The organism is Pseudomonas sp. m6p, assembly GCF_055760375.1.
Genome location: NZ_CM147084.1, coordinates 1,285,767 through 1,299,650, shown reverse-complemented (window position 1 = coordinate 1,299,650; position 13,884 = coordinate 1,285,767). Strand labels below are relative to the sequence as shown.

At 64.3% G+C, this 13,884-nt stretch carries 2 protein-coding genes (1 of these 2 cut by a window edge); both read right to left on the bottom strand.

Features of this window, described 5'->3' with window-relative positions:
• Positions 1 to 1,564 carry the beginning of a non-ribosomal peptide synthase/polyketide synthase gene (locus ACYZUM_RS06030; protein WP_473061303.1) on the bottom strand. Its footprint begins 13,433 nt before the window's first position, so the window shows 1,564 of its 14,997 coding nt (coding positions 1–1,564); the start codon lies at positions 1,562 to 1,564; its stop codon lies off the left edge, out of view.
• Positions 1,564 to 13,884 carry a non-ribosomal peptide synthetase gene (locus tag ACYZUM_RS06025; protein WP_108182194.1) on the bottom strand — a complete coding sequence of 4,107 codons (12,321 nt, stop codon included), beginning with the start codon at positions 13,882 to 13,884 and terminating at the stop codon, positions 1,564 to 1,566. Before ACYZUM_RS06025 ends, ACYZUM_RS06030 begins: the two co-directional genes overlap by 1 nt.

Genomic DNA, 13,884 nt, shown 5'->3' with positions numbered 1-13,884 from the left:
CACGCCGGGAGAAATCCTGCTGCACGCATTCGGCTTGCGCAGTGCGGTCGGCGCTGCGCAACCAGTCCTGCAACAGCACGCCGTGTTCGGCGCTTTCCAGCAACGGCAATTCGCCGACGCGCTGGCTCGGCGCGGCGACGATGCCACGCAGCAGGTTCTGCCAGTGACGCGCCAGACGCTCGACGGTTTCAGCTTTGAACAGATCGGTGGCGTAGGTCAGCTCGGCGGCAAAGCCGTCGCTGGACTCGTAGGTATTCAGCGTCAGGTCGAACTGCGCGGTGCGCCCTTCCCACTGCACGTCCTCGACACTCAGTTGCGGTAACTGCGCGGCGCTGCGGCCCTGATCGCGACTGGTCTGGTGGTTGAACATCACCTGGAACACCGGGCTGTGGCTCAGGCTGCGCTCCGGTTGCAGCGCTTCGATCAGTTGCTCGAACGGCAGATCCTGATGGGCCTGCGCATCCATCGCCGCCTGCTTGACCTGAGCCAGCAACTGGTTGAACGGCAATTGCCCGCTGACTTCGGCATTCAGCACTTGCGTGTTGACGAAGAAGCCGATCAGGCCTTCGGTCTCGACCCGGTTACGGTTGGCGGTCGGCACCCCGACGCGAATCTGCGCCTGACCGCTGTAGCGATGCAGCAGCGCCTGAAACGACGCCAGCAGCAGCATGAACAGGCTCGCACCTTCGCGCTGCGCCAGCTGTTTGAGGGCGTCGCCGAGGTCTGCCGGCAGGTTCAGTTCCAGCCGCGCACCGCGCAGGCTTTGCACGGCCGGACGCGGGAAATCGATCGGCAGTTCCAGCACCGGCTGCTCGCCGCCCAGGGTCTTGACCCAGTAGGCCAACTGGCGCTCGCGCTCGCCCGCTTCCAGCCAGTGGCGCTGCCAGATCGCGTAGTCGGCGTATTGCACTTCCAGTTCCGGCAGGCTCAGCGGCTGCCCGGCGGTGTCGGCGGCGTAATGCTCGATCAGCTCGTTGACCAGGACTTTGATCGACCAGCCATCGGCGATGATGTGGTGCTGGATCAGCACCAGCACATGGTCATCTTCCGCCACTTTCAGCAGCGCCACCCGCAGCAGCGGGCCCTGCTGCAAATTGAACGGGCGTGCGGTTTCGCTCTCGACGAAGGCCTTGATCGCGGCGTCTTCCCCGGCGGCGTCGAGGCCCTCCGGCAATGCCGTCAGGCTGATGCTCAGCGGCAGCTGCGGATGAATCACCTGGCAAAAGCTTTCACCCTGCTCGGCGAAAGTGGTGCGCAGGCTTTCGTGACGCGCCGCCACCGCGTTGAAGCTGCGTTGCAGCGCTGCCACATCCAGCCGACCCTTGAGGCGCAAGGCGCTGGGGATGTGATACGCGGTGCTGTGCGGGTCCATTTGCCAGAGGAACAGTTGACGTTCCTGAGCGTACGACAGAGGAATCGCCGCAAACCCGGAACGTGTTTCCGGGATCGGCAGGTTGGCCGGAGAGACGCCCTCTTCGAGCATCTTTTCCAGGTACAGCTTACGTTTGTCCAGCGGCAGAGTGATAAAGCGCTTGGCTACCCTCAAAGCAACACTCTTGTCCATCAGACTTCCTCCATATCGTCAAGCAGGGCTTCCAGCTTGCTCAGTTTCTGTTCGTTGATTGCCCCGCCTCCTGTATCGAGTCGAGCGACAAAATCGCTCAGGACGGGGTGCTGGAATAACAGTTGCGGGGTCAGCGTCAGGCCCAGTTCCAGAGCCATGCGCGACACCACGTTGACCGCCAGCAGCGAGTGCCCGCCGAGTTCGAAGAAGTGATCGTTCAAGCCGATGCGTTGCACTTCGAGCACTTGCTGCCAGATCGCCGCGACCTGCTGCTCAAGCTCACTGTGCGGCGCGACATACGCGGCCTGCATCTGGCTGGCATCGACCGCCGGCAGGGCCTTGCGGTCGAGTTTGCCGTTGGGGGTCAGTGGCAACTGCTCAAGGAACAGCAGGTGCGCGGGAATCATGTAGTCAGGTAACGAAGACTTGAGGCCAGTCTTTAGTCCCTCGCGCAGTTGCCGCTGCGCGTCCCCGTCGTGCATCTCCAGTTGCGGAGCGACCACATACGCCACCAGTTGCGCCCCGGTGTCGCTGTCGACGGCCAGCACCGCCGCTTCGCTGACGGTCGGCTGGGCGAGCAATCGCGCCTCGATCTCCCCCAGTTCGATGCGGAATCCACGAATTTTCACCTGATGGTCGATCCGGCCCATGTACTCCAGCTCGCCCGCTTCGCGCTCTCGAATCAGGTCGCCGGTGCGGTACAGGCGCTCGCCGCTGCCGACAAAAGGATTCGGTACGAAGCGCTCGGCGGTCATCGCCGCACGCCCCAGATAACCGCGCGTGATGCCGGCGCCGGACAGGTACAGCTCGGCCGAAACGCCCTGCGGAACCGCGTGCAGATCGGCATCCAGCAGATGGCTGGCGCTGTAATCGAGCGCACGCCCGATCCGTGCCTGACCACCGGCGCTGCGGCGGGTCCAGGTCGAATAGGTGGTGTCTTCCGACGGGCCGTACAGGTCGTAGACGTGCTCGACCGTCGACTGCTGATACAACGCCTCCACCAGCGCTTGTTTCAGCGGCTCACCCGCCAGGTTGATGATGCGCACGCTTGGCGGAATCTGCCCGGCACGTTGCAGCGCGGCGATCGCCGATGGCACGGTGTTGATCAGGCGCACCTGATCGCGCGCCGGCAAGTGCGGCAGCTCCAGCGCATTGCGCGCGATGATCAGCGAGCCACCGTTGGCCAAAGTGACAAACAGCTCCCACACCGACAGGTCAAAGCACACCGACGTCGAGGCCAGTACGCCTTGGATGTCGTCGCGGCGGTAGACCTTGGCCGACCAGTCGATCAGCGCCATGACGTTGCGATGGGCAATCGCCACGCCTTTCGGCTTGCCGGTGGAACCTGAGGTGTAGATCACGTAGGCGAGGTTGTCTGGAGCGACCGATGTTTGCGGCGCGCTGCTCGGATAATCGCTCAACGAAAGCTGATCCATCAGCAGCACTTGCGTATCGCCCGGCACACTCAGGGTCGCGGCAACCGCCTGCTCGGTGAGCAACACCCGCGCGCGGCTATCCTCGAGCATGTAAGCCACGCGATCCGCCGGGTAATCCGGGTCCAGCGGCACATAGGCGCCACCGGCCTTGAGCACCGCGAGCAAGGCGACCAGCAACTGCTCGGAACGCGGCATTGCCACGCCCACGCGCACTTCCGGGCCGACACCCAGCTCAAGCAGTTTGTGCGCCAGACGGTTGGCTTGAGCGTCCAGTTCAGCGTAGCTCAGTTGCGTATGGGCGAAGGTCACCGCCAAGGCATCCGGGGTCGCCGCCACCTGACGGGCGATGGCTTGATGGATGCACTGCTCGGTGGCGAAATCGCTGTTCACCGGCGGGCGGTGTTCGATAAGGTTCAGTTCGCTGAGCGTGCGTTCGCCGCCATCCGCCATCTGGCTCAGCAGACGCTGCAGATGCGCGCCCAACTGCGCCACGCTGGCTGCCGCGAAGCTGTCGCGCTGGTAACTGAAATGCACCGACAGTTGCGCACCCATGTTCACCAGCAGGGTCAGCGGATAGTTGGTCTGCTCCTGATTGGCCACCGCACCGAAGCGCAGACCTTGCGGCGCACCGCGTTCCAGCGCCTCGCCGATCGGGTAGTTCTCGAACACCATCAGGCTGTCGAACAGCGCGTCGCCGCCCTGCCCGGCCCAGCGCTGAATGTCCGCCAGCGGCGTGTGTTCGAACTCGCGCGAGGCGAGGTTCTGCGCCTGCACCGCTTGCAGCCAGGCGATCACGCTCTGCTGCGCGGACGGCGCAGCGATCACCGGCAGCGTGTTGATGAACAGGCCGATCTGCGCTTCGGCCCCCGGTAGCTCCGCCGAACGCCCGGCGACGGTGGCGCCGAACGCCACGCAATCCTTGCCGGTGTAGCGCTGCAACAGCAGCAGCCACGCCGCTTGCACCACGGTGTTGACGGTGACTTTCGCGGCCCGGGCAAACTCGCCCAGGCGCTGGCTCAGCTCAGCGTCGAGCACCTGGTAATGATCGCCGTAACCCACGCTCGGCAAACCGGCGTGCGGCCGTGCGATGGCATTGGCCAGGCGCGTCGGTTCCTGCAGATTGCCCAGCGTCGCCCGCCAGTAGGCTTGCGCCGCCGCGCCATCCTGACGTTGCAGCCAGGCGATGTAATCGCGGTAGCGACCTGCGCCACGGGCGACCGCTTCGCCGCTGTAGTGCTGCAACACTTCGCCGAGCAACTGCGCGCTGCTCCAGCCGTCCATCAGGATGTGATGGTTGGTGTAGATCAAGTGATAACGCTCGGCTGCAGTGCGCACCAGCACCAGACGCATCAGCGGTGCGCAACTCAGATCCAGACCCAGGGCGCGCTCCTCATCGGCGAGGGTTTGCAGCGCTGCCTCCAGATCAGTTCTGTCGTGCCAGTCGAGCACGCTGAACGGCACCTCGACCTGACGCTGCACCACTTGCACCGGTTGCGGCAGATCGCCTTGCCAGAAGAAACCGCTGCGCAAGATGTCATGCGCATCCACCGCCGACTGCCACGCTGCGCGGAAGCGTTGCGGATCGACGCCGTCGACGTCCAGGCGCATCTGGTTGATGTAGTCGCCATTGCCGTGTTCGAGCAAGGTGTGGAACAGCATGCCCTGCTGCATCGGCGACAGCGGATAGATGTCGTCGATGCCTTGCGGCTCCAGCACCAGCGCATCCAGTTGCGCTTGCGACAGTTGCGCCAGCGGGAAGTCCGACGGCGTCACGCCACGGTTGGCACTGTCGCAGCAGTGGCCGATCAGCGCGGTCAGTTCCTGCACATAATCGTCGGCCAGACGCTGGATGGTGGCGGTGTCGAACATCGCACCGCTGTAGGTCCAGCTCAGGTCCAGCTCGCCGCCGAACACCTTGCTGTTGAGCGCCAGCGGATTGCCCAGTGGCCCTTGCAGGTTGACCTCTGCGCCGCCGGACTCGCTGGTCGGCACGAACAGGGCATCGCTGGCAGCGTCGAAGCTGCCGTCGAACTGGCCAAGATAGTTGAAGGTCAGGCGCGGCGCCGGCAAGGCTTGCAGGGCGGTACGTGTCGGCTCATCACCGAGGTGTGCGAGTGCGCCGAAGCCAATGCCCTTGTAGGGGATCGCCCGCAGTTGTTCCTTGATCTGCTTGAGCGACGCGCCGAGCTCGGCGGCCGGTGCCAGGCGTGCCGGGAATACGCTGGTGAACCAGCCCACGGTGCGGGTCAGATCGATGTGTTCGAACAGGTCTTCGCGACCATGACCCTCAAGCAATACCAGGGCATTGTCGTCCCCGGTCCAGCGCACCAGCACCCGCGCCAACGCGGTCAGCAACAGGTCGTTGACCTGGGTGCGATAGGCCGCCGGGGCTTCCTGCAACAACTGACGGGTCAGGGTCTGATCGAGTTTGCGGCGCAGGGTCAGCGCCTGATCGTGTTGCTGACCACCCTGCGGACGGTCGTAAGGCAAAGCCGCCGAAGCGCCCTGCAACTGCTGCTGCCAGAAGCCCAGTTCGGCCTGCAACGCAGGCGTTGTGGCGTAGTCCTGCAACGCTGCCGCCCAGGCTTTGACTGCACTGGTCTTGGCCGGCAATTGCACAGGCTTACCTGCGAGGAGCTGGCGATAAGCGTTTTGCAGGTCTTCAAACAGAATCCGCCACGACACGCCATCGACCACCAGGTGATGGACGATCAGCAGCAGGCGCTGACTGCCATCAGCCAGGTTCGCCAGCACCGCGCGGATCAGCGAACCGCCGCTCAGTTGCAGACTGCGCTGGGCCTTGTTGCCCAGTGCCTCAAGGGCGGCGAGATCAGCGACCTCAACCTGCCAGAGGATGGTTTCCCCCGCTTGCGTGGCAACGTCACGGTAATGCGCCGACCAGCCCGCGGCCTGCTCGACAAAGTCCAGACGCAAACTGTCGTGCTGAACGACCAACGCATCCAGCGCCTGCTCCAGTACCTGAGCATCCAACGCCTGCGTCGGCTTGAGCATCACCGACTGGTTCCAGTGGTGACGGTCGGGAATCGCTTCGGCGAAGAATGCCTGATGAATCGGCAGCAGCGCGGTTTCGCCGGTTTGCGCGTGCTGATCGATGGGCTGCACCGCCTCGCCGGTCTGCGCGACCGTGGCCAGGGCCTGAATGGTCTGGTGCTGGAACAGGTCTTTGGGGCTGAAGCGAATCCCGGCCTGCCGCGCCCGGCTAACCACCTGAATCGAGATGATCGAGTCGCCACCCAGTTCGAAAAAGTTGTCGCTGACGCCGACCTGCTCAAGCTTGAGCACGTCTTGCCAGATCGCCGCCAGTTGCTGCTCCAGCGCGCTCTGTGGGGCGACATAGGTTTGTTGCAGTTGGCTGACATCCGGTTTCGGCAGGTTCTTGCGATCGAGCTTGCCGTTCGGCGTCAGCGGCATGCGCTCAAGACGCAGGACATACGCCGGCACCATGTGCGCCGGCAGGCTGGCCTTGAGCTGCGCGCGCAGGTCTTCGGTGAACTCGGCACGGGCCGAATCGCCGACCACGTAGGCCACCAGGCGCTTGCCACTGCCGGCGCTGCCTTCCTGCGCCACGACCACCGCTTCACGCACGCCGTCGAGGGCTTGCAGCGCCGCTTCGACTTCGCCCAGCTCGATACGGAACCCGCGAATCTTCACCTGATTGTCGATGCGATCCAGATAGTCAAAGGTGCCGTCGACGCGCTGGCGCACCAGGTCACCGGTGCGATACAGCAAGCCGCCATTTGCGCTGAACGAGTCGGCGACAAAACGCTCAGCAGTCAGCCCCGGACGGTTCAGATAACCCCGCGCCAACCCGGTACCACCGAGGTACAGCTCACCGGCCATGCCTTGTGGCAGCAGGTTCAGATCGGCGTCGAGCACGTAGGCGCTGCGGTCGCCGATCCGGCTGCCGATCGGCGCGTAAGCGGCACCGCATGGCTCTTCACGGCCAGCCTTCCAGATCAATGGCGTGACCACGGTTTCCGTCGGGCCGTAGCCGTTGATGATGTAGTCCGGATCGAGCGCGCGTTTGACCCGTTCGAAACTGGCGTTTGGCACCGCATCGCCGCCGAAGCAATAGATCCGCACCTTCGGCGGATTGCCGACACGCTCGGCGTGTTCGGCCAGTTGTTGCAGGTACACCGGCGGGAACGCAACCACGCTCACGCCGTGTTCGATCATCGCGTTGTAGGTCTGCTCCGGCGTCCACAGCGTGTCGTCGCGAATCAGCAGCGAAGCCCCGTGGGTCAGGCTGGTCAGCCAGCGTTCGTGGGCGCCGTCGAAGGCGAACGACATGAAGTGGAATTCGCAGTCGCTGTCGCGCATTTCGTAGCGCTGACCGATGGCCTGGCAATGCATCGCCAGTGGGCCGTGGGCAACGCTGACGCCTTTCGGATTGCCGGTGGAACCGGAGGTGTAGATCACGTACGCGAGGTTATGCGGATCGACTGCCACCTGAGGCGCCGTGCTCGGCAACTCGCGCAGGTCGAGACGATCCAGCTCCAGCAACGGCACCGATTCGCCGACCGGCAATTGCGCCGACACCGATGAATCGCTGAGCAACAGTGCCAGCCCTGAATCCTCGATCAGATAGGCCAGGCGTTCACGCGGATAACTGGTGTCCAGCGGCACATAGGCACCGCCGGCCTTGAGCACCGCCAGCAGCGCGACGATCACCGCCTCGCTGCGTGGCAGGGCCACTCCGACCCGAGTCTCGGCGCCGACACCGCGGGCGATCAGCGCGTGAGCCAGTTGATTGGCACGCTGCTCGATCTCGCCATAACTGAAGTGCTGACCGTTGAAGATCACTGCAGTGCGCTGCGGGCGCTCGGCCGCCAGCGCAGCAATGCGCTGATGCACAGCGATCTCCACCGGGTAAGGCTGCGGCTGGTTCTCGGCTTGCTGGCGGGCATGCTCGTCAGCGCTGGCCAGAGCGATTTCGCCAAGGTTGCGCTCGGCCGACAGCGCAAACTGCTCAAGCAATTGCAACAGATGGGCACTGATGCCTTCGATCACTTCACCGGCAAACTGGCTGCGGTCGAAGCTGTAGTGCAGCGCCAGTTGCTGACCGAGGGTGACCGCCACGCTAAGGGCATAGTGGGTCTGCTCCAGGTTGCCGACATCACCGAACTGCAGGCCTTGCCCGGCCTGGCTCAGCGCCTGGGCGACCGGGTAGTTTTCGAACACCAGAATATTGTCGAACAGCGCTTCCCCGCCCTGCCCGGCCCAGCGCTGGATGTCCGCCAGCGGCGTGTGTTCGAAGTCGCGCAGGCTGAGGTTTTGCGCCTGCACCGCTTGCAGCCATTGGTCAACGCTTTGATCCGGACGCGGCGCGCCGATCACCGGCAGGGTGTTGATGAACAGGCCGACCTGTTGCTCGATGCCCGGCAAATCCGCCGGACGCCCGGCCACCGTCGCACCGAACACCACCGTTTCGTGACCGGTGTAGCGTTGCAGCAACAGCAGCCACGCGGCTTGCACGAGGGTGTTGACGGTGACTTTCTGCTGCCGGGCGAACGCTTCCAGCGCCTGGGTGCGCGGCACGTCCAGCGTCAGGTAATGGTCGCCGTGGCCGCTGTCGCCTTCGCCGCCGGTAGTGGCGCGAGCCAGTCGGGTCGGCTCTTGCAGCGCGGCCAACTGAGCGCCCCAGAAGTCCTGACTGAGTTGCGCGTCCTGACGTTGCAGCCAGGCGATGTAATCGCGATACCGTCCGCCGCCATGGGCCGGGGTGCGACCGCTGTAGCGCTGCAACACTTCGCCGAGCAACTGCGAGTTGCTCCAGCCGTCCATCAGGATGTGGTGATGGGTGTAGATCAGGTGCCATTGCTCGGCAGCGGTCTGCACCAGCACCAGACGCAGCAACGGTGCATGGCTCAAATCGAACCCTTGCTGACGTTCACCATCGGCCAGCGCCGCGAGGGCTGCCGGCTGATCGTCGCGCTCGCGCCAGTCGAAGATGCTGAATGGCAACTGCACCTGCTTATGGACGATCTGCAGCGGTTGCGCCAGTTCGCCCTGCCAGACGAAACCGCTGCGCAGAATGTCCTGCGCAGCGACGGTGGCCTGCCACGCGGCGCGGAAACGCTCAGGGTCAAGGCCCTGCACGTCAACGCGCAATTGGTTGATGTACTCACCCGCCGCTTGCTCGTAAAGGGTATGGAACAGCAAACCCTGCTGCATCGGCGACAGCGGATAGACATCATCGAGCTGACCGGCCGGCACCGGCAGCGCATCCAGTTGCGTCTGGGTTACCCGAGCCAGCGGGAAGTCCGACGGCGTCGCTTGCGCAATGGGTAGCGTGCAGCAGTGTTCGATCAGCGCCTGCAATTCGCTGGCGTATTGATCGACCAGGTGCTGCACCGTGGCGCTGTCGAACATCTCGCGGCTGAAGCCCCAGCTCATCGACAGTTCGCCGCCATACACCTGACCTTCCACGGTCAGCCAGTTGCCCAGCGGCGCCGACGGATCCTGCGCCACACCGCTGGTTTCAACAGCCGGCACGAACAGCGCCGCCTCGTCGAACTGGCGGTCAAACTGGCCGAGGTAGTTGAAGGTGATGCGCGGTTGCGGCAACCCGGCCAATTCAGCACGCACCGACGGCGCGGCCAGATGCCGTAGCACGCCGTAACCCAGACCTTTGTCCGGCACCGCGCGCAGTTGCTCCTTGATCGCCTTGATCGAACCGTCGAGATCCTCGCTCGCAGTCAGGTTGACCGCGAACAGGCTGGTGAACCAGCCCACGGTGCGGGTCAGGTCAATGTCATCGAACAGGTCTTCGCGGCCATGCCCTTCCAGTTCGATCAACGTGCCCGGCTGCTGGCTCCAGCGGCTGATGGTGCGCGCCAGTGCGGTGAGCAACAGATCGTTGACCTGGGTGCGATAGGCGGCGGGCGCCTGTTGCAGCAACTGGCGGGTGCGCTCGGCGTCGAGGCGCCATTCGATTTTCTCGCCATGCAAATTGTGCAGGCTGCCATCCGGGCGGTCGCACGGCAGATCCTCGGCGCCCTGATGCTGGGCTTTCCAATAGCTCAATTGGTCATCGAAGCGCGATGCGTCCTGCGCCAGACGCGCGGTCCAACTCTGGAATGCGCTGGTCTTCGCCGGCAGCTGAATGCCGCCGCCCGCCGCGAGCTGCTCGTAAGCCTGCTGCAGATCTTCCAGCAGCACCCGCCAGGAAACGCCATCGACTGCGAGGTGATGAATGATCAGTGCCAGTCGTTGCGAGCCGTCGGCCATCGTCACCAGCAACGCGCGCAGCAACGGGCCGTTTTGCAGGTCGAGGCTGCGCTGAGCTTCGTTGCACAGCGCCTGCAACTGTTCGGCAGATTCGGCATCGCGTTGCCACAGCTCAGCGCCCGTCAGCAGCGGGCCGTGGCTTTGCTGCCAGCCTTCGCTGCCTTCGACAAAACGCAGGCGCAAGGCGTCGTGGTGATTGATCAGGTGGGTCAGCGCGGCATCGAACCATTGCGCGTTCAATGCCTCACGCGGGGTCAGCAGCAACGACTGGTTCCAGTGCTCGCGCACCGGCATCGCCCGGCTGAAGAAATCCTGCTGGATCGGCCCGAGCACAGCGTCGCCCGTCACCGGCCCCTGATCCACCGAAGACAGATGATCGTGGCTCGCGACCAGCGCCAGACTGCGCACCGTCTGGTACTGGAACAGGTCACGCGGGCTGATGCGGATCCCGGCCTGCCGCGCACGGCTGACCACTTGAATCGAGATGATCGAATCGCCGCCCAGCTCGAAGAAGTTGTCGTCGAGGCCAACGCGGTGGAGGCCGAGCACAGCTTCCCAGATCGCCGCGAGGGCTTTCTGCATGGCGTCCTGTGGCGCCACGAACGCCTGTTGCGGCGCGGCATCCGGTTGCGGCAAGGCCTTGCGGTCGAGCTTGCCGTTGGCGGTGACCGGCAATTTGTCGAGGGTGATCAGGTAGGTCGGCACCATGAACTCCGGCAGACTGCCGAGCAGCCACGCCTTGACCTCTTGCTGCCACTGTTCGTTCGCTTGCGCCTGTTCCAGCACCAGATAAGCCACCAGATGCTTGCCGCCCTGCACCAGCACCACCGCCTCACGCACCAGCGAGTGCTGCATCAGGCGGGTCTCGATTTCACCCAACTCAATGCGCAATCCGCGCAACTTAACCTGATGGTCGAGACGCCCGAGGTATTCGATCACGCCGTCGGCACGCTGCCGCACACGGTCACCGGTGCGGTACAGGCGCGCGCCGTCATGGAACGGGCACGGCACAAAACGTTCGGCCGTCAGCGCCGGACGCTGGTGATAACTGCGCGCCAGCCCGGCGCCGCCCAGATACAGTTCACCGGCGACACCGCTCGGCACCGGCAGCAATTCGGCATCGAGGACATGGGTGCGCAGGTTGGCGATCGGCCGGCCGATCGGCACACTGTCGGCGCCTTCATCGACACAGGTCCAGTGAGTGACGTCGATGGCCGCTTCGGTCGGGCCATACAAGTTGTAGAGGCTGGCGTTCGGCAGCTTGGCGAAAACCTGCAGCTGCGCATCCAGCGGCAACGCTTCACCGCTGCAGACAATCCGCTTGAGTCCGCTGCAGCTCTCCACGCCGGCCTCGTGAATGAACGCCTGCAACATCGATGGCACAAAGTGCAACGTGCTGATGCCGTGGCGGTTGATGCTATCGATCAGTTGCAGCGGATCACGGTGCGCACCCGGCGCGGCCACCACCAGCCGCGCGCCGGTCAGCAGCGGCCAGAAGAACTCCCACACCGACACGTCGAAACTGAACGGGGTTTTCTGCAGCACCGAATCACTGGCGTCCAGCGCATAGGCCTCCTGCATCCAGCACAAACGGTTGACCAGCGCCGCGTGGCTGTTGCCGGCGCCCTTCGGCTTGCCGGTGGAACCCGAGGTGTAAATCACATACGCCAGGTTCAGCGGATCGACACTGACGTCGGGACGGCTATCGCTGTAGCGGTCGAGCAGTCCTGGCTGATCCAGAGTGATGACGTTTACGCCGTCAGTCGACAGCGTTGCCAGCAGCGCCTGTTGCGTCAACAGCAAGCTGATGCCGCTGTCCTCGATCATGTAGGCCAGACGCTCCTGCGGGTACTCCGGATCGAGCGGCACGTAAGCGCCGCCAGCCTTGAGAATCGCCAGCAGCGCGACGACCATTTCCACCGAACGCAGGGCGCAGATGCCAACCAGACTGTCCGCTTGCACGCCCTGTTCGCGCAGCAGATGCGCCAGGCGATTGGCCCGGGCATCCAGTTCGGCGTAACTCAGGGTCTGTTCGCCGAACAGCAGTGCCGGTGCCTGCGGCGTACGCGCGACCTGCGCTTCGATCAACTGGTGAATCGGCGTGTCGCTCGGGTACTGCGCGTGGACGTTGTTCCAGTCATGCACCAGCGTGCGCTGCTCGTCAGCTTCCAGCAGCGGCAATTCACCGATGCGCTGCGATGGATCGGCGACCATCGCCGTCAACAAGCGCAGCCAGTGCCGCGCCATGCGTTCGATGGTCGGTGCAGCGAACAGGTCGCTGGCGTAGGTCAGCGCGGCGTGCAGCTTGCCGCCCTGCTCCCAGGTGTCCAGCGTCAGGTCGAACTGGGTGGTGCGGCTCTGCCAGTCGAGGCTGTCGAGTTGCAGGCCGGATGCGGTGCGGAGGGTGGCGATATCGGCCACGTGCGGCTGGTGGTTGTACATCACCTGGAACAGCGGCGTGTGGCTGAGGCTGCGTTCCAGCTTCAGCGCTTCGACCAGTTGCTCGAACGGCAGATCCTGATGCGCCTGGGCACCCAGCGCGGTTTCCTTGATTGCCCGCAACAGTTCATCGACCCGGGTCTGGCCGTGCAGCTGCGTGCGCAGCACCTGAGTGTTGACGAAGAAGCCGATCAGGCCTTCGATCTCGCCACGATTGCGGTTGGCAATCGGCACACCGACACGCAGGTCGGTCTGCCCGGTGTAACGGTGCAGCAGCGCATTGAAGGCGCCGAGCAGGAACATGAATAAAGTGACTTGATGCTGTTGCGCCGTGCTGCGCAGCTGCTCGGCGAGTTGGCCGTCGACCGCGAATTCGTAACGGGTGCCGCGATAGCTCGGCATCGCCGGGCGCGAATGATCCAGCGGCAATTCCAGCACCGGGTGTTCGTCGCCCAGTTGCGCCTGCCAATAGTCGAGTTGGCGCGCCTGCTCACCGGCCTCCAGCCAGCGGCGTTGCCACAGCGCATAGTCGCTGTACTGGATCGGCAGTGGCGGCAATTGCGGCGCCTGACCCGCGTCGAACGCGTCGTAGCAACGGATGAACTCGTCGATCAACACGTTCATCGACCAGCCATCGGACACGATGTGGTGCAGGGTCAGCAGCAGCACGTGTTCCTGCTCGGCCAGCTTGAGCAAGGTCACGCGCAGCAACGGGCCGACCGCCAGATCGAATGGCAGCAGCGACTGCTGTTCGGCGGCATCGATCACCGCCTGTTCACGCCCACTGGCCGACAGAGCGCTGAAGTCTTCCCGGTTAATCAGCAGCGGCGCGGTGGCCGGCACTTGCAGCAGGCTGTCATCGGCCTGGCGCTGGAACACTGTGCGCAGGGTTTCGTGACGCTCCACGAGGCTGGCGAAGGCTTGCTCCAGCGCTGTCAGGCTCAGCCGCCCGTTGAGCCGCACCGCACCGGGCAAGTTGTAGGCGCCGCTCTGCGGATCGAGTTGCCACAGGAACCACATGCGGCGCTGCGCGTAGGACAGCGCCTGACGATCCTCGGCTTCTATGCCGGCGGGTATCGGGAACCGCGCGAAATCCACGCCCTCCTTGTGCAGGGCCGCGAGGAACATCTGGCGCTTTTCCAGGGGCAACCCGATAAACCGGCGAGCAAGTTTCAAGGAGTCTTCAGCATTCAT